Source organism: Vogesella margarita (assembly GCF_028548475.1).
GTDB classification, from domain to species: Bacteria; Pseudomonadota; Gammaproteobacteria; order Burkholderiales; family Chromobacteriaceae; genus Vogesella; species Vogesella margarita.
Map to the genome: position 1 here is coordinate 21,505 of NZ_JAQQLE010000005.1, position 20,658 is coordinate 42,162.

Here is a 20,658-nt window from a genome sequence, read left to right on the forward strand (position 1 = left end):
AAAAATTAAATGCGATTAATTCTTTTTATCGTAACAATAAGCCAGCGCCATGTACAGACATCCTGGTTTGATCCATATCAAGCAAAAGCGCACTTGTCGCCGTGGCCGGCACGCCCCGCGTCACGGTACTGACATCAAGCCGTCACATGCCTGCCACCCGCCGCCGCCACAATGCCGGGATGCCCAACTCCGGAGGCGATATGCAGACCCATACCCTGGTCAACAAGGCAGTCCACAACAGCCGCAGCACCGGCGCCCGCGCGCTGGGCGACCGGCTGTTCGCGCGCTGGTTCAGCCAGCTGGTCTACGCGCAGATCTGGGAAGACCCGCAAGTCGACATCGACGCGCTACAGCTGCAGCCCGGCGCGCGGGTGCTGACCATCTCCTCCGGCGGATGCAATGCGCTGGCCTACCTCGCCTGCGCGCCGCAAGAGGTGCACGCGGTAGACCTCAACGCCAGCCATCTGGCGATGCTGGCGCTCAAGCGCGCCGCGTTCCAGAGTCTGCCGGACTACCCGGCGCTGCTGGCCTTTCTTGGCGGCGCCGACGATGCGGCCAACCTGCAACGCTACCGCCAGTATCTGGCGCCGCAGCTGCCGCCTGCCGCGCGCGAATACTGGGAGCAGAACGACTGGCGCGGCCGGCCGCGCTACAGCCTGTTCGCGCGCCACGCCTACCGCCACGGCCTGCTCGGCCGCTTTATCGGCGTCGCACACGGCCTGGGGCGACTCATGGGCGGCAACCTGTCGCGGCTGGCGACTGCGGCCAACCTTGACGAGCAGCAGGCGCTGTTCGATCGCCATCTGGCACCGCTGTTCGACCATCCGCTGCTGCGTTTTCTCGCCCGCCGCCCGGCGATGCTGTACAGCATGGGCATTCCACCGGCGCAGTTCGCCGCGCTGCTGCACGATGCCGACGGCGACCTGCCAGCGCTGTTCCGCGAGCGCATGCGCCGCCTGGCCTGCGATTTCCCGCTGGCGGACAACCCGTACGCGCAGCAGGCGTTTGCCCGCCGCTACGACACCGGCCGCCAGAGCGCGCTGCCGATGTACCTGCAACAGCAGCACTATGCCGCCATCCGCGAGTACAGCCCACGCCTCTACAGCCACCACTGCTCGCTGACCGATTTCCTCGTCAACCGCCCGTCGCACTCGCTGGACGCCTACCTGTTCCTCGACGCGCAGGACTGGATGGACGATGCCCAGCTCAACGCGCTGTGGCGCGAAGTGACCCGCACCGCCGCCCGCGGCGCGCGCGTGGTGTTCCGCACTGGCGGCAGCGCCTCGCCGCTGGACGCGCGACTGGCGCCGCAGGTGCGCGCCGCCTGGCACACCGACCCCGACCACAACCGCGCGCTGCACCGGCGCGATCGCGCCGCCATCTACGGCGGCGTCCACCTCTATATCAAGCAAACATGAACCGACTCGAACCCGCGCTGCTGCTGGACCGCCACGCCAGCTGGCTGAGCCAGGCCCGGCTCAGCGGCGGCCAGCACTGGGTGCGCAATGCCGCCTGCGACGTCTGCTGCAGCGACGCCGGCAACCCGCCCATCCCCGTCACCCGCCTGCACACCTTCAGCGCACAGGACAGCTACGTCGCCAGCGCACGCTCGGCGTGGCTGCGCTACGCGCAGGACGAGGCACAGCGCAAGAGCCGCTCGCTGGGCACGCTGGCGCAGGTCGCCGCGCTGCCGCTGTCCGGCCTGATCACCGCCGCGCGGCTGGACGAGGCGGCGGTGATCAACAACTGGCTGATCTCCACCAACCTGCACCCGCAATGGCAGGACAGCGACCTGTCGCTGCTGACCGAATCGGTGATGGCGCGCCACTGCGACAGCCCGCTGCTGCTGCGCAACGTCAGCGACGCGGTCAACCCCGGCCTTGCGCAAAGGTTGGCCGCACAGGGCTGGACACTGCTGCCGGCGCGTCAGATCTACACCTGCGATCCGCAAGACCCGGCGGTGTGGCAAAGCCCCAACGTCAGGCGCGACCAGAAGCTGCTGGCGCAGCCCGACCTGCAGCTGTGCGGCCCGGACACGCTGACCGAAGACGACCTGCCGGCGCTGCGCCGCTGCTTCCGCGCGCTGTTCATCGACAAGTACTCGGTGCTGAATCCGGATTTCACGCCCGAGTTCTTCGCGCTGTGTCTCGACAAGCGTTTCCTGGAACTGCACGCGCTGCGCCTGGACGGCCGCATCGTCGGCGTCATCGGCTTCTACCAGCGCTACGGCTGGCTGACCACGCCGCTGCTGGGCTACGACACCACGCTGCCGCCGGAGCTGGGGCTGTACCGGCGGCTGATGGCGCTGCTGCTGCGCGAGGCACAGGCGCGCGGCCTGCGCCTGCACTACAGCTCCGGCGCCGGCGCCTTCAAGCAGCACCGCGGCGGCGTGCCGGCGCTGGAATACAGCGCGGTGTTCAGCGGCCACCTGCCGGGGCGGCAACGGCTGGCGCTGGGCACGCTGGCCGGTATCCTGCAGCGCATGGCCGGGCCGATTCTCAGCCGCCACGGCTGAGCACGGCGGGCGGGCGCGGGACTTTGCTTAGCAGAAACAAGCATTGGCACAAGCCCCGTCAATGACGTTATGCTGCGCCATTGGCATGAACGTTTGTACAAAGGACCCCACCATGCAATTGCGCACCCTGCTGCCCCTGTCCCTGCTCGCCCTGTCCGCCACCGCGCTGGCCAAGCCGCTCACCGTCTGCACCGACGCCAGCCCGGAAGGCTTCGACGTGGTGCGCTACAACACGGTGAGCACCACCAACGCCAGCGCCGACGTGTTGTTCAGCCGGCTGGTGGAATACGACGCCCGCCAGGGCAAGCTGGTGCCGTCGCTGGCCACGCGCTGGACGGTGGCGCCGGACGGCCTGTCCATCACCTTCACCCTGCGTGACAAGGTCGCTTTCCACCGCACTGCCTGGTTCAACCCCACCCGCGCGCTGGATGCCGACGACGTGGTGTTCAGCTTCCAGCGCATTCTGGACAGCAAGCACCCGTGGTACGGGACCTCGCCCACCGGCTACCCGCACGCCAAATCGTTCCAGCTCGACAAGCTGATCAAGGCGGTGGTGCGCGTCGATGCCCGCACCGTGCGCTTCGAGCTGAACCAGCCGGACGCCACTCTGCTGCCGACGCTGTCGATGGGCTTTGCCTCGATCTACTCCGCCGAATACGCGGCACAACTGGCGCGCGCCGGCACCCCGGAAAAACTCAACAGCCAGCCGGTCGGCACCGGCCCCTTCCTGTTGCAGAGCTTCGCCAAGGACAGCGCGGTACGCTACGCGCCCCACCCTGCCTACTTCGGCGGCAAACCGGCGGTGGAGCGGCTGACCTACGCCATCACCCCCGACAGCAATGTGCGCGTGCAAAAGCTGAAGGCCGGCGAATGCCAGATCGCCATCGGCCCGAAACCGCAGGACGTGCAGGAAGCCAGCGCCGACAGCCGCCTGCGCGTGCTGACCACCCCGGCCTTCATGACCGGCTTCGTCGCACTCAACAGCCAGCACAAGCCGTTTGACGACAAGCGCGTGCGCCAGGCGGTGAACCTCGCCTTCGACAAGGCCAGCTACCTGAAAGCGGTGTTCGGCGGCAGCGCCATCGCCGCCGTCAACCCCTTCCCGCCCTCCACCTTCGGCTACAACAAGGCGATCAAGGACTACCCGCAGGACATCGTCCGCGCCAAAAAACTGCTGGCCGACGCCGGCCTCCCCAACGGCTTCGACACCAGCATCTGGATCCGCCCCACCGGCAGCACGCTGAACCCGAACCCGAAAGCCGGCGCCGAACTGCTGCAGGCCGACCTCGCCAGAATCGGCATCCGCGCCGAGATCAAGGTCATCGAATGGGGCGAGCTGATCAAGCGCGGCAAGGCCGGCGAGCACGACCTGCTGTTCATGGGCTGGGCCGGCGACAACGGCGACGCCGACAACTTCCTCACCCCGCAATTCAGCTGCGCCGCGGTGCAATCCGGCACCAACTTCGCCCGCTACTGCGACCCGACGCTGGACAAGCTGATCACCGACGCCCGTCGCGACGCCAGCCCGAAACTGCGCGCCGCCAACTACGCCCGCGCGCAGCAGATCATCAAGGAACAGGCACTGTGGCTGCCGCTGGCGCACCCGACCGCCGCGGTGATCACCAGCAAGCAGGTCAGCGGCTACCAGGTCAGCCCGTTCGGGCGCGTGGACTTCAGCAAGGTGGTGCTGAAGTAAGCATTCTGGCTGGCGCCTGAAACGACTCCGGCCAACCTTGGTGACAAGGTTGGCCGCAAGCATTGTTGCGGTAGCCGTGCTCTGCCAGCGGCTGCCGCCACCGTTCCGGGCTTGGCGGCATCATGTCTTTATGTTAAAGCTCAGTCCCCGCTTCAATTCCGGATGAAACACCCATGCTGAAAAAATTGCTTGGCGGCCTGCTGGGCAAGGACAAGCCGGTACCCGCCGCCGCACCGGCCGTGACCGCTGCGACTGTCGCCACCCCGGCGGAGCAAGCCGCCCCGCTAGGCCAGATACAAGCACTGGGCTTTGTCGCTCACCAGCCGCTACAAGACAGGTCGCAACGGGTGGTAGCCTACGAATTCGTGGTCAAGGCCAGCCTCGGCCAGGCAAGGTCGCAGGCACACCAGCGCAGCTTCGACCAGCTGTTGCTGAACACCTTGCGCAACATGAATGTATTCCGCCTGCTGGCCTATCGCCGTGCCTTCATCCATGTGTCGCTGGCCTCGCTGCCGGACCTGCCGGCACAGGATCTGCCGCTGGCCAGCTGCATCTTTGTGCTGGAACCACAAACCGGAGATGTACTGGACGGCGCGCTACTGGCGCAGCTTGACGCACTGCGCCAGGCCGGATGGCGCTTTGCCGCGGAACCGGCACGCTTTGGCAGCCAGGCCAATGCGCTGGCGCTGTACCAGCGCATGGACTACCTGATACTGGACTTTGCCGCGCCGAATACCCGCGCACTCTTTCCGCTACTGGAGAAGCTACCGCAGCGTTTCAGCCACCTGCGCTGGCTGGCCCGCAATATCAACTCTGCCGAGGAACTGGCGCTGTGCCAGCAATCGCCGGGCAGCCAGCATTTTGCCCTGTTCCACGGCTCCTACCTGGGCGTGGCGCAACCGGCAAGCCACAGCAAGAAAGAGGCGCCCAATCAGGGGCGCGTGCTGGAAATCATGCGCCTGCTGCGCGCCGAGGCACCACCGGCCAGCATCGAGGCGCAGTTCAAGCTGGATTCCCTGCTGCTGTTCAAGCTGCTGCGCTACGTCAATTCCCCGGTGAACGGCCTGGCACGCAAGGTGCAGACCATCGAAGAGAGCATCATGCTGCTGGGGCGCGACAACCTGTTCAAATGGCTGTCGCTGCTGCTGTTCACCGCAGAAGGCAACGACGGCGCCGTACTGACGCTGATGGAAAAATCGCTGATCCGCGGCCGCTTCATGGAGCAACTGGGGCTGGTCAATGGCAACCGCCTGGAGGCCGAGCACCTGTTCCTGACCGGCATGTTTTCCATGCTCGGCGCCCTGCTGCACACCAGCCAGGCCGAGGCGCTGGCACCGCTGGACCTGCCGGTGATGATCGCCGATGCGCTGCTGAGTAACAGGGGGCTGTTCGCCAGGCCGCTACAACTGACGCTGGCGTGCGAAAACGATGACAGCGAGGCCATTGCCGGCCTGTGCCGGATCCTGCAGGTCAGCCCCGAACAGGCCACCGCACTCTACCTTGATGCGGTGGTGTGGGCACAGGAGGTCCTGAAGGAAGGCGAGGTACAAAGCAGCGTAGAAGGGGTGTGAGCCAACGCGGCAGGTCGGGCTGAGCCTGCAAGGCCCGACGTTTACCGCAATTGAATGAAAAGGTTGGCCGCAAGCCGTAACAGGCTTGCGGCCAACCTTGTTTTGTCTGGGGCATTCGCTGCGCGGATGTTTTTTATCTGCCGCTTTCTGCGTGGCGGCGGAAAAGGGGGATACCGCATCCCCCTTTTCATATCGCTGAGCGAATCAAAGATTCACACGCTGACCGCTCCCCGAAGGCGCAAGAATTCCCGTGCAAACCGCCGCCACCCCGGCACCGCCCATACGCTACGCGGACAGAGGGCGGCTTGTTTCCGGGCTGGCGACAGTGTGCACGACCTGCGCCAACGGGGATGGGCGCGTTGGTACGGTTTTGGTTTTTGCAGGGCATGCGGCCCGGATGGGGCGTAACCCGTAGCCCTGATAAGCCGCAGGCGCATCCGGGGACTTGCCCGCCTTACAAGAATCCATCTCGCGGCGCATTGAGTCATCTCCTCCACCCGCGCTTTGCCTTGCGGCCAACGTTGGAACATCCCCGGATGCAGCGTCGCCTGATCCGGAAGACGAATGCCTCTCCCGCCGCTTTCAAGCGCATGAAGCCACCCCAAAAAAACAAACGACCAACCTTGCCAGGGTTGGCCGCGTGCTTGCATTTACCAGATGGATCTGGCGCCCTATTCCCCCATCACCACGCCTTCGCGGCGTGGGTCGGCGCCGCCGAAGAAACCGCCCGCAGTGCGGCCGATGGCCTGCAGGCCGCTGGTCATGTCGGTTTCGCGCACCTCATGGCCGTGCGCCTGCAGCCACTGCACAGTGTCGGCCGGGAAGCGTTTTTCTTCCAGCAGCGTCGGCGCACCGGTCGCGCCGAAGTTGGGCAGGTTGATCGCCTGCTGCGCGTTCATGCCCCAGTTGAGCATGCCGTACAGCGTCTTGGCGGTGTAGTGGATGATCAGCGCGCCGCCGGGGCTGCCGCCGCTGATCAGCAGCTGGCCGCTGGCCTTGTCGAACACCAGGGTCGGGCTCATCGAGCTGCGCGGGCGCTTCCCCGGCTGCACGCGGTTGGCGGTGGGCAGGCCGGCCGCGTCGTTGGGGGCGAAATTGAAGTCGGTCAGCTCGTTGTTGAGCAGGAAGCCGCCGGCGCCCTTGCCGGACGGGTTCACCATCTGCCGCGCACCGAACTGCGCCTCGATGGTGGTGGTCATGCTCAGCGCGTGGCCGTCGGCATCGACGATGCTGATGTGGCTGGTGCCGTACTCCGGCTGTGGCGCGGCGATGCCCAGCGCCAGCGACATGGTGCCGGGCTGGCCCGGCTGCGCGGTCTTCATGCTGTTGTCGCCGATCAGCTTCGCGCGCGCCGCCAGGTAGCCGGGCGCCAGCATGGTGTGCCAGCTGCCACCCGGCGGCTGCACAAAGTCCGGGTCGCCGACGTACTTGGCGCGGTCGGCAAACGCCAGTCGCGACGCCTCGGTATACAGGTGCAGCCACTGCGGCGACGGCAGCGCTTTGCCGTCCGCGCCCTGCTGCAACGGCAGGTCGGCGGCCGGCGTGTGGTTCAGGATGCCAAGGATCTGGCCGACGGCGATGGCGCCGCTGCTCGGCGGCGGGAAGCCGCACAGGCGATAGTCGCGGCTGACGGCGCGGTAGTCGCTGCACAGCGCGTCACGCTTCTGCGGCCGGTAGGCGGCGAGATCGGCCAGCGTCAACTTGCCGGGATTGCTGGCGTGGCCCTGCACCTTGGCGACGATGGCCTCGGCCACCGCGCCCTGCAGCAGCGCCTTGCTGCCGCGCGCGGCGATCTGGCGCAGCACGTCGGCGTAGGGTTGGTTGCGCAGCAGATGGCCGACCGGATACGGCTGGCCATCCGGCTGGTAGAAGTAGGCGGCGGCCACCGGGTCCTGTTTCAGGAAGGCGTCGGACTTCAGCAGGGTATGGAGTCGCGGACTGATGGCGAATCCCTGCTCGGCCAAACGGATCGCCGGCTGGAACAGCTCGCGCCACGGCAGTTTGCCCTGCTCGCGGTGCGCCTGCTCCAGCATCGCCACCACGCCGGGCACGCCCACCGAGCGGCCACCGACCACGGCATCGTTGAACGTCATCGGTTTGCCGTCGGCGCCGAGGAACAGCGTCTCGTCGGCGGCGGCCGGTGCGGTCTCGCGGCCGTCCCAGGCGCTGACCTGCTTGCCGTCGTAGTACAGCAGGAAGGCGCCGCCGCCGATGCCGCTGCTTTGCGGCTCCACCAGCCCCAGCACCATCTGCACCGCGATGGCGGCATCCAGCGCGCTGCCGCCGGCGGCCAGCACCTGACGACCGGCGTCGGTGGCCAGCGGGTTGGCGGCGGCCACCGCGTAGCGGCGGGTGGCCCAGCCCGGCTTGTCCTGGTAGCCGGAGGCGGCTTCCGGCTGCTGCGGCAGCGGGCTGTAGGTGAACGTTGGCGGCGTGGCGGCACAGGCGGCCAGCAGCAGCGACAGGGCAACGGTGGACAGGCGGGCGCTCATGGTGGGGTCCTTGTCAGGCGGCGGGAACTATAGCCATAGCACACGCCATGCCAAATGAAAAACCGGCGTGCACGCGGCGCCAGCCAATCGGCGCGCCGTGGCCGCGGCGGCGCTGTTAGAATGCGCGCTTTTGCCGCCGGCCCCGCCCATGCTCACCGTCCTCTATCGTGACCCGCACCTGATCGCCATCGACAAGCCGTCCGGCCTGCTGGTCCACCGCAGCGAGATCGACCGCCGCGAAACCCGCTTCGCGGTGCAATTGCTGCGCGACCAGATCGGGCAGCAGGTGTTTCCGGTGCACCGGCTGGACCGCGGCACCAGCGGCGTGCTGCTGTTCGCGCTGGACAGCGACACCGCGCGCCTGCTGAACCAGGACTTTGCCGCCAAGCAGCCGGCCAAGACCTACCTCGCGGTGGTGCGCGGCCATCCGGCCGACTGCGGCGACATCGACCACGCCATCACCCGCCAGCCGGACGAGCGCGAATACGTGCACGGCAACGCGCAGCTGAACGCGCAGCCGGCCTTCACCCGCTACCGCACGCTGGCGCGCTGCACCCTGCCCTACGCCGTGGACCGCTACCCGCAAAGCCGCTACGCGCTGGTCGAACTGCATCCGGAAACCGGCCGCCGCCACCAGCTGCGCCGCCACCTGAAGCACATCGCCCACCCCATCATCGGCGACGCCACCCACGGCAAGGGTGTGCACAACCGCTTCTTCCAGACCCAGTTCAACGTTGGCCGCATGCTGCTGCACGCGGTGGAACTGAGCATCCGCCACCCGCACAGCGGCGAGGCACTGACCATCACCGCCCCCGTTAACGGCGACTTTGCGCGGCTGCTGCAGGAGCTGAGCTGGGCCGAAGCGCTGCCGGTGGCGTGGCTGGGTGATGCTGGCGCGGACCGCGACTGACTCGACAGCACAATTGCGGCCAACCTTGGCCGCAAGGCCTCAGGGCGGGCGGCGATTTGCGCTACAATGTGCGGCTATTTTGTCCGAACGACCGCCATGCTTAGCTATCGCCACGCCTTTCACGCCGGCAACCACGCCGACGTGCTGAAACACCTGATCCAGGTGCAGATCATCGACTACCTCGGCCAGAAGGATAAGCCGTTCTGGTACATCGACACCCACGCCGGTGCCGGTGCCTACAGCCTGACCGAGGGCTACGCCACCAAGACCGCCGAATACGTCGATGGCGTGGCGCGGCTGTGGCAGCGCGACGATCTGCCGCCGGCGGTGGCGCGTTATCTGGAGGTGGTGCGCAGCATCAACCCGGACGGCGAGCTGCGCCACTATCCCGGTTCGCCGTGGTTTGCCGCCGAGACCATGAACCGCAGCGAGAAGCTGCGCCTGTTCGAGCTGCACCCCAGCGATTTCCAGCTGCTTGGCGAGTGCTTTGCCGACGCCGGCCGCCGCATCAAGGTCGAGAAAAACAACGGCTTCGAGGCGCTGAAGTCCATCCTGCCGCCGCCACCGCGCCGCGCGCTGGTGCTGATCGACCCACCGTACGAGGACAAGGGCGACTACCAGCGGGTGGTGAACGCGATGCAGGAATCGCTGAAACGCTTCGCCACCGGCACTTACGCCATCTGGTACCCGCTGCTGCAGCGACCGGAGATCAAGGACATGGTGGCGCAGCTGAAGGCGCTGCCGTGCCAGAGCTGGCTGGACGTGACGCTGACGGTGCGCACGCCGTCGAAGGAAGGCTTCGGCATGCACGGCAGCGGCATGTTCATCGTCAACCCGCCGTGGACGCTGCAAGCGACGCTGAACGACACCCTGCCGTGGCTGACCGCCGCGCTGGCGGTGGACAAGGGGGCGTGGCACAGCGTGGAATACCGCGAGAACAACTAAGAACCTGTTCAAGGTCTGCTGCGCTTGATCTCAATCGGGCGATAGCGTGTTGAAAACACCTTCGGCATGCGTGTTTATCTCTAGGTAAATGCCGCTTCCTCAGCCGTTTTCGCCTTGTCTCGCGTAAGCGCGCGAGCCTGCGAACAGGCTCCAAACCCACCCGATGTAAGGCGGCGCGGCCTCAGTCCGGCGCCAGCAGCAGGCGGCGTTCGCTGTGGAACTGCCGCGCCTCGCCGCTGACCGGATCGGTAAAGGCGATGCTGCGCGCCAGCAGTTGCAGCGGCTGGCTGAAGTCGTCCACCGCCTTGTCCGGCAGCAGCGCCGGATACCACGGGTCGTTGACGATGGGGATGCCCAGCGCGGTCAGGTGCGCGCGCAGCTGGTGCTTGCGCCCGGTCAGCGGCGACAGCCGATAGTGCGCCAGCGTGCCGGCACGGGCGATCAGCTCGACGCGCGTCTCGCTGTTGGCCTCGCCGGCTACCTCGTGCATGCGGAAGCAGTCGTCGCGCTCCAGCAGGCGGCTGCGATGTACCAGCGGCAGGGCCAGATCGTCGCGCCACGGCGCGATCGCCTCGTAGGTCTTGCGCACCTCGCGCGTCTGGAACAGGCGCTGGTAGGCGGCGCGGTGCGCGGGGTCGATGCAGAACAGCATCACGCCGGCGGTTTCGCGGTCGAGACGGTGGATGGGCGTCAGCTGCGGCAGCTCCAGCTCGCGGCGCAGGCGGCCCAGCAGCGTCTCGCGCAGGTGGCGGCCGCCGGGGATGCAGGCGAGAAAGTGCGGCTTGTCGGCGACCAGCAGCCGCTCGTCGCGGTACAGCACCGTGGCCGCAAACGGCACCGGCACCTCGTCCGGCACATCGCGGTAGTACCACACGCGGCGGTTGGCCGGATACGGGCTGTCCAGACGGTGCGGCAGGCCCTGGTGGTCGAATACCTCGCCGTTTTGCAGCCGCGCCCGCCACACCGCGGCGGGAATGTGCGCGAAGCGTTCGGTCAGGAAACTGAGCAGGTCGGGCCAGTCGCCGGCCGGCAGTTGCAGGAAGCTCGGCGCCACGCCGGCGCGCTCGGGGATGGGGGAAACGCGTTGATTCATCGCGCGATTGTAAGGCGATGCGCGCCAGTTGGCAGCAGGCGCGTTAAAATGCCGGCTTCACCGCATCGCGAAAGCGCAGAAACATGGCTGTAAAGAAGAAACCGGCCGCCGCCAAGCCGAACAAGGAAGCAAACGCGCAGCTGGCCAAACGCCTGGCGCGGGCCGACGCCGCTGTCAACGCGGTCTGGTCGTTGCTGGACAGCCTGCTGGCCGACGACGGCCTCGCCGCGCAGCCGCTGGCCGAGAAATACGCGCAGATGGCCGGCGTCTATTTCCGCAAGATCCGCAACGGCCGCGTGCTGAGCCTCACCGACTACGCCATCGCCGTCGACCTGTGCACCGCCGCCCGCCGTGCGCTGCGCAGCCTGGACGACAGCCTGCAGTTCGCCGACCACCCGCGTGGCGAAACGCTGCGCGGCGTCGCCGAGCAGGCGCACCAGCTGCTGATGGAGCACTACCACCTGTCCACCAAGCCGGGCCGGCCGCTGCCGCCCTGAGAACCTGTTCACGATCTGCTGCGCTTCAGCGATACCGCGTTAAAAACGTCTTCGGAATGCTCATTGACCCCATGTCAACTCCGCTTCCTCAGCCGTTTTCGCCTTGTCTCGCGTGAGCGTGCGGGATCGTGAGTACTCTCTGAACACTGCCCTGCGGCCAACGTTGGCCGCACGCCGCCCCTAACGCTTACCGCCAAGGCCAGACCATGAAATTCAAACCGATGACCGAACAAGACTACCAGCGCCTGGGCGAAACCCTGAGCCAACTGGCACCACAGGGCGCGATGTCGCTGGAGAAGCTGGACGGCTTTTTCGCGGCGCTGCACGCCGGGCCGGAGGCGATCAAGCCGGTCGACTGCCTGCCGACCATCCTCGGCGCCGCCTTCGACGACGAGGCCGCCTTCCCCTCGCCCAAGGCCTTCGACAAGTTCGCGACACTGGTGATGGGCCACTGGCTGGAAATCGCGCGCACGCTGGAAAAAGGCGAGGACTTCCATCCGTGGCTGGACGCCGACGAGCACGGCGTGGTGCACGGCAACGAGTGGGCTGAGGGTTTCAGCGAAGGCATGCAGATCCTGTACGACGACTGGACGCTGCTGTTTGACGATGCCGAGGCCGCCGGCGCGCTGGCGCCGATCATGGCGCTGGCGTTCGAGCACCATCCCGATCCGGAGATGCGCCCCTTCCTCGACGGCGCCAGCGCCGAGCAGAAGGCCGAATGGCTGGGCGAGATCTCTGCCTCGGTGGCGCAGATCTACCACTTCTTCGCCGCGCTGCGCCAGGAGATGGAAGACGCGGAAAGCGAAGCCAACGACGACTGAGCGCGTCCGCCGCTGTCATCCAGGCCGCCGCCGGCACCCGCCGCCGCGGCCTTTTTCGTGCCATTCCGCCACTCCCGCACCTCATCCCACTCGCAAAAACAACAGCCCATCCACCCCCGCCACGCACTATTTTCACGCCGCACCGGCAGCAGGAAAATAGCAAAAACTCTAACGCAAGCCACTGATAAATATAATTTTTTGCAGTGCAACATCGCTCGGGGTGATTTTTGCTATCAGAATTTGCGATTAGTCAGGCAACACCGCTTTCGTACATTCTGAAGCCATGACAAGCCCACACTGTTTTCAGGGCCATAACAAGCACGCCATAACAAATTACGATTGACCCGACGCGTCGAACAAACAGCCTCAAACGCTCGACCTCACTCTGCAAAGCAAAAGGAAACCAACGATGTCAGCTATCGAATCCGTGCTCAAAGAAACCCGCAGCTTCCCTCCTTCCGACGCTTTCCGCGCCAAGGCCACCCTGTCCGGCATGGAAGCCTACAACGCCCAAGCCGCGCTTGCCGAAGCGGACTACGCCGGCTTCTGGGGCAATCTGGCACGCGAGCTGCTGACCTGGAGCAAGCCGTTCACCACCGTGCTGGACGACAGCAATGCACCGTTCTTCAAGTGGTTTGCCGATGGCGAGCTGAACGTTTCCTACAACTGCATCGACCGTCACCTGGCCACCAAGGCCAACAAGACCGCGATCATCTTCGAAGCCGATGACGGCAAAGTCGAAAACATCAGCTACCAGCAGCTGCACGAGCGCGTGTCGCGCTTCGCCAACGGCCTGAAATCGCTGGGCGTCGCCAAAGGCGACCGCGTGGTGGTGTACATGCCGATGGTGGCGGACGCCGTGGTGGCGATGCAGGCCTGCGCCCGTATCGGCGCCATCCACTCGGTGGTGTTCGGCGGCTTCTCCGCCGGCGCCGTGCGCGACCGCATCCAGGATGCCGGCGCCAAGATCGTGATCACCGCCAACGAAAGCGTGCGCGGCGGCAAGCAGATCCCGCTGAAGGCCACCGTCGACGAGGCGCTGTCCCTGGGCGGCTGCGAATCGGTACAGAAAGTGGTGGTTCTGCAGCGCACCAGCGGCCAGGTGGCCTGGGGCGAGCGCGACATCTGGTGGCACGAGCTGACCGCCGACCAGTCCGCCGACTGCCCGCCAGTGACCATGAACGCGGAAGACCCGCTGTTCATCCTCTACACCTCCGGCTCCACCGGCAAACCGAAGGGCATCCAGCACAGCAGCGCCGGTTACCTACTGGGCGCACTGAACAGCTATCGCTGGACCTTCGACGCCAAGGATGACGACGTGTTCTGGTGCACTGCCGACGTGGGCTGGATCACCGGCCACAGCTATGTCGCCTACGGCCCGCTGGCCTTCGGCGCCACACAGATCATCTTCGAAGGCATCCCGACCTACCCGGACGCCAGCCGCTTCTGGCGCATGATCGAAGCGCACAAGGTCAGCATCTTCTACACCGCGCCGACCGCGATCCGCTCGCTGATCAAGCTCGGTGCCGATCTGCCGAAACAGTACGACCTGTCCAGCCTGCGCCTGCTCGGCACCGTCGGCGAGCCGATCAACCCGGAAGCCTGGATGTGGTACCACGAAGTCGTCGGCGGCGGCCGTTGCCCTATCGTCGACACCTGGTGGCAGACCGAGACCGGCAGCCACATGATCGCGCCGATGCCGGGCGCGGTAGCCACCAAGCCGGGTTCGTGCACCCTGCCGCTGCCAGGCATCATCGCCGACATCGTCGATGAAGCCGGCGGCCCGGTGGATGCCGGCAAGGGCGGTTTCCTAGTGATCAAGAAGCCGTTCCCGTCGCTGGTGCGTACCATCTGGAACGACGCCGACCGCTTCAAGAAGACCTACTTCCCGGAAGAGTTCAACGGCCAGTACTACCTCGCCGGCGACTCCGCCAACCGCGACCAGGACGGCTACTTCTGGATCATGGGCCGCGTGGACGACGTGCTGAACGTGTCCGGCCATCGCCTCGGCACCATGGAGATCGAATCGGCGCTGGTGGCCAACCCGCTGGTGGCGGAAGCCGCCGTGGTCGGCAAGCCGCACGAGGTGAAGGGCGAAGCGGTGGTAGCCTTCGTGGTACTGAAGGGCGAGCGCCCGGTTGGCGAGGACGCGAAGAAAGTCGCCGCCGAGCTGAAGGCCTGGGTCGCACACGAGATCGGCAAGATCGCACAGCCTGACGACATCCGCTTCGGCGAGAACCTGCCGAAGACCCGCTCCGGCAAGATCATGCGCCGCCTGCTGCGCTCGATCGCCAAGGGCGAGGAAATCACCCAGGACGTGTCCACGCTGGAAAATCCGCAGATCCTGCAACAGTTGCAAGAACCGCAGTAAGCCTGGCTCGCTGCGTAACCTCAGTCGCCCCGGTCCTGCCGGGGCGTTTTTTCGCCAGACGGAAACCGTCCCATGAGCCGTACCGCCAACGCGACCCTGGTCAGCGCCACCGTTGAATTCCTGCGCAAGCACTCGCCGTTCGACCGCATGGAAGACGCGGCGCTGGCCTTCCTCGGCCAGCACGCCAAGCTCGCCTACTACCCGAAAGACAGCCTGATCCTGACCCCGGACATGGGGCCGCCGCCGCACTTCTTCGTGGTGCAGCGCGGCAAGGTGCTGTCGCGCGAGGACGGCGAAGCCGCCTCCGGCAACGTGATCATCGGCAGCGGCGAGTGTTTCCCTATCGGCGCCGCCAGCGGTCAGCGCGCCACCATCTGCACCTACAGCGCGGTGGACGACGTGTTCTGCTACCAGCTGGACAACCAGGACTTCCAGCAGCTGCTGCTGATCAGCCCGGTGTTCAACCGCTTCTGCGCCAGCCACATTTCCACCCTGCTCAGCCAGTCGCGCAAGCAGATGCAGGCGCAGTTCTCGCAACGGGCGCTGGAACAGCAGTCGATGGCCACCAAGCTGCACGAGCTGTGCAAGCGGCCGCCGGTCACCGCCCGCGCCGACGACCCGCTGGAGACGGTGCTGACGCTGATGGGCGAAACCGGCGTCGGCTCCATCGTCATCGTCAATGAGGCCGGCATCGCGCAGGGCATCTTCACCCAGTCCGACGTGCTGAAACGGGTGGTGCTGCCCAAGCTGGCGCTGGACTGCCCGATCTCGCAGGTGATGTCGCGCAAGCCGCACACCCTGCCCCAGGACGCCACCGCCTACGACGCGGCGCTGGCGATGGCGATGCACGGCATCCGCCACGTGCTGGCGGTGGACGACGACAATCTGGTGCAAGGCGTGATCTCGGAACGCGACCTGTTCGCCATGCAGCGCGTCGGGCTGCGCCAGCTGCGCTACGCGGTGGAAACCGCCGCCGACATCGACACCCTGCAACAGGTTGGCCGCGACCTGCGCCAGTTCACCATGAACATGCTGGGCCAGGGCGTCGGCGCCGAGCAGCTGACGCAATTCATCTCCGCGCTCAACGACGGCATCACCCGCCGCGTGATCGAGCTGAACCTGCAGCGGCACGACCTGTACGGCGTCGACTGGGCGTGGCTGTCGTTCGGCTCCGAGGGGCGCGAGGAGCAGACCTTCAGCACCGATCAGGATAACGGCATCATCTACCTGTGCCCGGAGGCAATGGACAAGGACCAGCTGAACATGCGGCTGCTGGATTTTGCCCGCGACGTGAACGCCGACCTCGACCGCTGCGGCTTCCCGCTGTGCAAGGGCAACATCATGGCCGGCAATCCGGAATGGTGCCTGACACTGGAAGAGTGGCAGGAGAAGTTCGCGCGCTGGATCCGCGCTCCGGACCCGGTGGCGCTGCTCAACGCTTCGATCTTCTTCGATTTCCGTCCGCTGTACGGCAAGCGCTATCTGGCCAACCAGCTGCACAAGCGGCTGCTCGCGCTGAGCCAGGACAACAGCGTGTTCCAGCGCATGCTGGCCGACAACGCGCTGACGGTGGCACCGCCGCTGGGCCTGCTGCGCGACTTCAGCACCGAGGAGTACAACGGACAGGGCGGCTACATCGACCTGAAGAAATCGGCGGCACGGCTGTTCGTCGACGCCGCGCGGGTGCTGGCGCTGGCCAAGGGCATCGCCGCCAGCAGCACCATCAAGCGCCTGGAACGCGCGGCGAAACAGACCGGCTCGGCACCGGAGGAAACCGCCGCCATCATCGACGCCTTCAACTTCATCCAGATGCTGCGCCTGCGCCACCAGCACCTGGAAGACGAGCACGGCCGCCCCGGCGACAACCTGATCCAGCCGGACAAGCTGAACCCGCTCGACCGCCGCATCCTGAAGGAGTCGTTCCGCCAGGCGCGCAAACTGCAGCAGAAACTGAAGGTGATGTACCAACTATGAACTGGCTGAGCGGCTGGCTGGACCGTTTCCGCCCTGACGGCAAACCGCAGCTCAGTGACGGGCAGCTTGAGCGGCTGCGGCGCTGGCAGGCGCTGCCGGCGCACGACTGGCAGCAGGACAGCCGCAGCACGCGCTATCTGGTGGTCGATGTCGAGGCCAGCGGCCTGCGCATACGCCACGACCACCTGATTTCCATCGGCGCGGTGGCGCTGGATCGCGGCGTGATCAACCCCGCCGACGCCTTCGAGACGGTGCTGCGCCAGGATACGGTGTCCTCCACCGAAAACATCCTGATCCACGGCATCAGCGGTTCGGAACAGCGCGAGGGACTGGAGCCGGCCGAGGCGCTGCTGCGCTTTCTGGAGTACAGCGGCCACACGCCGCTGGTGGCCTACCACGCCTACTTCGACCAGGCGATGATCGCGCAGGCGATGCGCCGCTTTCTGGGCATTCGCTACCAGCCGAAGTGGCTGGATCTGGCGTGGCTGATGCCGGCGCTGTTTCCGGACCGCTATTGCAACACGGTGGCGCTGGACGAGTGGCTGGACACCTTCGGCATCGAGAACTTCCAGCGCCACAACGCGATCTCGGACTGTCTGGCGACGGCGCAATTGCTGCAGGTGGCGCTACAACGGGCGGCGGAGCGCGGCATCGACACGCCGCAGGCGCTAGCCGCCAGCGAGAGCCGGCGCCGCCGCGACAGCTGGTAACGTCAGTCGCCGTCCAGCCAGCGGCTTTCCAGCTGCCTCAGCCGGCCGCTCTTGCGCAGCTGCGCCATGCCGGCGTCGAAACGGCTGACCAGATGCTCGACATCGGGATGCGCCCTGGAGAAGGACACGTACACCGGCCCCGGCGCCAGCTTGCCCACCGGCCGCAGCCAGCCGCGCAGATCGGGGTTCTGTCGCAGCATGTGGTTGACGGTACCTTCCCACGCCACCACGTAGGGGATGCGCCCCGCCTTCAGCTTGCGAAAGGCGTTGACCTCGCGGGTGGAGTACTCCTTGCGGATCGCGGTATTGGCGTCGAACTCCTTGCCGTAGCCGTAGCTGAGCACCACGCCGACCTCCTGCCCTTCCAGCGACTTCATGTCCAGATCGCGCTCCGGCCGGTTGCTGCGGCTGTAGATGCGGATCTGCCCTTCCAGCAACGGCAGCTGCGGATAGCGGTAGTAAGGCTCGTAGAAGTCGTTGCGCGAGGTAGTGAAGCAGCCGGCGTAGCGTGCGGTACGCGCCACCTCCATGCAGCGGCTGTAGGACAGCGGCTGGAAGCGCACCACCACGCCCGGTTGCTGGTAGATGGCGCGCATGATGTCGACGGTGAGGCCGACCGCCTGGCCGTCGCGGACGCCGGCATAGGGATACCAGTCGTCCTCGACGGCGAACAGCAGCTCGACCACGCCCTTGGCGCCGGCCAGGGCCGGGAGCCCGGCCAACAAGATGCACAGTGCCACTCGCAATCGAACCATGACAATGACCTGATTATTTTTAAGTTTTTATTCAAAACATACTATACCGCACATCCCCGCCACGGTGACGCCAATCGGCGCGCTCAGCCCTCCACCAGCTCGCTTTCCTGCTGCAGGCGCCACATTTCGGCGTAACGGCCGCCCGCCGCCAGCAGCTGGCGGTGATGGCCGCGCTCGATGATGCGGCCGCCCTCCATCACGATGATGGTGTCGGCATCGGCGATGGTGGACAGGCGGTGCGCGATGATCAGGGTAGTACGGTTGGCCGCAATGTCGAACAGCTCGGTCTGGATCGCCTTTTCGGTGCGCGAATCCAGCGCGCTGGTGGCCTCGTCGAAGATCAGCACCGGCGGGTTTTTCAGCAGGGTGCGTGCAATCGCCACGCGCTGCTTCTCGCCGCCGGACAGCTTCAGGCCGCGCTCGCCGACGGTGGTGTCGTAGCCGTCCGGCAGGCCCATCACGAAGTCGTGGATGTGCGCCGACTTCGCTGCCTCGATCACCTCCTCGCGGCTGGCGCCGGGGCGGCCGTAGGCGATGTTGTAGTAGATGCTGTCGTTGAACAGCACCGTGTCCTGCGGCACGATGCCGATGTGCGCGCGCAGGCTGTCCTGCGTCAGCTCGCGGATGTCGGTGCCGTTGAAGCGGATCGCGCCGCTGCCGACATCGTAGAAGCGGAACAGCAGCCGCGACAGCGTCGACTTGCCGGCACCGCTGGCGCCGACCACCGCCACGGTGTGGCCGGCGGGGATGTCGAAGCTGATGTCGTGCAGGATCTGGCGCTTGGCGTCGTAACCGAAGCCGATATTGTCGAAACGGATTGCCACCTGCTTTGCGGCCAACGTTTGCGCGGCGGGATGGTCGTCGACCTCGGCGTCGACGTTCAATAGCGTGAACATGCGCTCCATGTCGGCCAACGAGTGCTTGATCTCGCGGTAGACGAAGCCGAGGAAGTGCAGCGGCGCCCACAGCTGGGTGATGAAGGTGGCCACCAGCACCACGTCGCCGACGGTCATCTCGCGGTTGACCACGCCGCGCGCCGCCAGCCACATGATCAGCGTCACGCCGGTGGCGATGATCACGCCCTGGCCGGCGTTGAGCATGGACAGCGACACCTGGTTCTTGATCGCGGAGTGCTCCCACGACGCCAGGTTGCCGTCGTAGCGCTCGGTCTCGTAGCGCTCGTTGCCGAAGTACTTCACCGTCTCGTAGTTGATCAGCGCGTCCACCGCCTTGCTGTTGGCCTTGGAGTCGAGGTCGTTCATGGTGCGGCGGAACACGGTGCGCCACTCGGTGATGATCAGCGTGAAGGCAATGTAGATGGCGATGGTGGACAGCGTCACCACCGCGAACCACACGTTGTAGCGATACAGCAGGATGCCCATCACCAGCGCGATTTCCACCAGCGTCGGCAGGATGTTGAACACGGTGAAGTTCAGCAGGAAGCCGATGCCCTTGGTGCCGCGCTCGATGTCGCGGCTCATGCCGCCGGTCTGGCGCTCCAGGTGGAAGCGCAGCGACAGCCGGAACAGGTGCGCGAACACCGAGCGCGCCACCGAGCGCACCGCGCCCTGGATCACCCGCGCAAAGATCGCGTCGCGCAATTCGCCCAGTACGCTGGACACCAGCCGCGCGAAACCATAGCCGACCAGGGCCAGCACCGGCACTGCCAGCAAGGTCGCCGGGATGGACAGCTGGTCGACGATGTCCTTCAGGAACAGCGGCGTGATCACGCCGGCGACCTTGGCCGACACCAGGCAGGACAGCGCGAACAGCACCCGCCACTTGAAGCTCCACAGGTAGGGCAGCAGGGTTTTCAGTGTTTTCAGGTCATCCCGGTCGGTCGGGGGCGTGGCTTGATGATGGGCGGCTGGTCGCATTCGGCTGCTCTTGATTGGATACAGGGGTCGGGTACGGGTGATCGGGGATCAGTGCAGGGTGCGTGGCGCGATCAGGTGGAATTCCGCAATCGGCGCCTCGAAGCGCGTGCCGTCGTCGGCCTGCATCTGGTAGCTGCCCTGCATGCTGCCGTACGGGGTGCGCAGCGTGGCGCCGCTGGTATAGCTGTAGCTCTCGCCCGGCTGCAGGTGCGGATGCTCGCCGACCACGCCCATGCCGCGCACTTCCTGCACGTCGTTGTTGGCGTCGGTGATGATCCAGTGCCGCGACAGCAGCTTGGCCGGGTGGCGCCCGGTATTGCGCAGCGTGATGCGGTAGGCAAACACGTACTGGCCGGCGTCGGCGTTGGAGTATTGCTGCTGGTAGAAGGCTTCGGCCTCGACCGTGATCTGGTAGTCGTCGTTCATGGGTG

The 20,658-nt window shown here is 66.2% G+C and carries 16 protein-coding genes; 11 read left to right on the plus strand and 5 right to left on the minus strand.

Annotated features, from left to right (window positions below; translation table 11 throughout):
* Positions 1-200 precede the first annotated feature (200 nt).
* The 4 genes from PQU96_RS07615 to PQU96_RS07630 all read left to right on the plus strand — a co-directional run bounded on the left by PQU96_RS07615 (position 201) and on the right by PQU96_RS07630 (position 5,782).
* Positions 201-1,418 (plus strand): BtaA family protein, encoded by a 1,218-nt coding sequence (locus PQU96_RS07615; protein ID WP_272771687.1) that lies wholly within the window; start codon positions 201-203, stop codon positions 1,416-1,418.
* Positions 1,415-2,515, plus strand: coding sequence for a GNAT family N-acetyltransferase (locus PQU96_RS07620; protein WP_272771688.1), 1,101 nt, complete (start codon positions 1,415-1,417; stop codon positions 2,513-2,515). Before PQU96_RS07615 ends, PQU96_RS07620 begins: the two co-directional genes overlap by 4 nt.
* 112 nt (positions 2,516-2,627) lie before the next feature.
* A complete protein-coding gene (locus PQU96_RS07625; RefSeq protein WP_272771689.1) occupies positions 2,628-4,211 on the plus strand; it encodes an ABC transporter substrate-binding protein in 1,584 nt (527 codons plus the stop codon).
* Between the two features lie 173 nt (positions 4,212-4,384).
* Positions 4,385-5,782: an EAL and HDOD domain-containing protein gene (locus PQU96_RS07630; protein ID WP_272771690.1), complete on the plus strand. Its 1,398-nt coding sequence runs from the start codon at positions 4,385-4,387 to the stop codon at positions 5,780-5,782.
* Positions 5,783-6,453: 671 nt separating this feature from the next.
* Here the strand turns inward: PQU96_RS07630 and PQU96_RS07635 are convergent.
* Positions 6,454-8,274 (minus strand): gamma-glutamyltransferase family protein, encoded by a 1,821-nt coding sequence (locus PQU96_RS07635; RefSeq protein WP_272771691.1) that lies wholly within the window; start codon positions 8,272-8,274, stop codon positions 6,454-6,456.
* Between the two features lie 148 nt (positions 8,275-8,422).
* On the opposite strand from PQU96_RS07635, the gene PQU96_RS07640 reads away from it, so the two are divergent.
* Both PQU96_RS07640 and PQU96_RS07645 read left to right on the plus strand, forming a co-directional pair.
* Positions 8,423-9,184, plus strand: a complete 762-nt coding sequence (locus PQU96_RS07640) for a pseudouridine synthase (RefSeq protein ID WP_272771693.1) — start codon at positions 8,423-8,425, stop codon at positions 9,182-9,184.
* A gap of 96 nt (positions 9,185-9,280) precedes the next feature.
* Positions 9,281-10,129, plus strand: coding sequence for a 23S rRNA (adenine(2030)-N(6))-methyltransferase RlmJ (locus PQU96_RS07645; RefSeq protein WP_272771694.1), 849 nt, complete (start codon positions 9,281-9,283; stop codon positions 10,127-10,129).
* A 181-nt stretch (positions 10,130-10,310) separates the two neighbouring features.
* Here the strand turns inward: PQU96_RS07645 and PQU96_RS07650 are convergent, their stop codons facing one another.
* Positions 10,311-11,222 carry a pseudouridine synthase gene (locus PQU96_RS07650; protein WP_272771695.1) on the minus strand — a complete coding sequence of 304 codons (912 nt, stop codon included), beginning with the start codon at positions 11,220-11,222 and terminating at the stop codon, positions 10,311-10,313.
* An 83-nt stretch (positions 11,223-11,305) separates the two neighbouring features.
* On the opposite strand from PQU96_RS07650, the gene PQU96_RS07655 reads away from it, so the two are divergent.
* From PQU96_RS07655 to PQU96_RS07675, 5 genes are all read left to right on the plus strand, one after another.
* On the plus strand, positions 11,306-11,719 hold the full coding sequence (locus PQU96_RS07655) for a hypothetical protein (RefSeq protein WP_272771697.1): 414 nt from the start codon (positions 11,306-11,308) through the stop codon (positions 11,717-11,719).
* A gap of 206 nt (positions 11,720-11,925) precedes the next feature.
* Entirely contained in the window at positions 11,926-12,540 is a 615-nt protein-coding gene (locus PQU96_RS07660) for a UPF0149 family protein (RefSeq protein WP_272771698.1), read from the plus strand.
* A gap of 409 nt (positions 12,541-12,949) precedes the next feature.
* Positions 12,950-14,911 carry an acetate--CoA ligase gene (acs, locus tag PQU96_RS07665; RefSeq protein ID WP_272771699.1) on the plus strand — a complete coding sequence of 654 codons (1,962 nt, stop codon included), beginning with the start codon at positions 12,950-12,952 and terminating at the stop codon, positions 14,909-14,911.
* Positions 14,912-14,983: 72 nt separating this feature from the next.
* Entirely contained in the window at positions 14,984-16,885 is a 1,902-nt protein-coding gene (locus PQU96_RS07670; RefSeq protein WP_272771700.1) for a DUF294 nucleotidyltransferase-like domain-containing protein, read from the plus strand.
* Positions 16,882-17,595, plus strand: coding sequence for a 3'-5' exonuclease (locus PQU96_RS07675; RefSeq protein WP_272771701.1), 714 nt, complete (start codon positions 16,882-16,884; stop codon positions 17,593-17,595). Before PQU96_RS07670 ends, PQU96_RS07675 begins: the two co-directional genes overlap by 4 nt.
* A gap of 2 nt (positions 17,596-17,597) precedes the next feature.
* On the opposite strand, the gene PQU96_RS07680 is transcribed toward PQU96_RS07675, so the two are convergent.
* The 3 genes from PQU96_RS07680 to apaG form a co-directional block, all read right to left on the minus strand.
* Positions 17,598-18,350: a substrate-binding periplasmic protein gene (locus PQU96_RS07680; RefSeq protein ID WP_272771702.1), complete on the minus strand. Its 753-nt coding sequence runs from the start codon at positions 18,348-18,350 to the stop codon at positions 17,598-17,600.
* Positions 18,351-18,433: 83 nt separating this feature from the next.
* A complete protein-coding gene (locus PQU96_RS07685; protein ID WP_272771704.1) occupies positions 18,434-20,227 on the minus strand; it encodes an ABCB family ABC transporter ATP-binding protein/permease in 1,794 nt (597 codons plus the stop codon).
* A 48-nt stretch (positions 20,228-20,275) separates the two neighbouring features.
* The gene (gene apaG, locus PQU96_RS07690) at positions 20,276-20,653 is read right to left on the minus strand and encodes a Co2+/Mg2+ efflux facilitator ApaG/CorD (RefSeq protein ID WP_189372643.1); all 378 of its coding nucleotides are present in this window, start codon (positions 20,651-20,653) and stop codon (positions 20,276-20,278) included.
* Between the last annotated feature and the right edge of the window lie 5 nt (positions 20,654-20,658).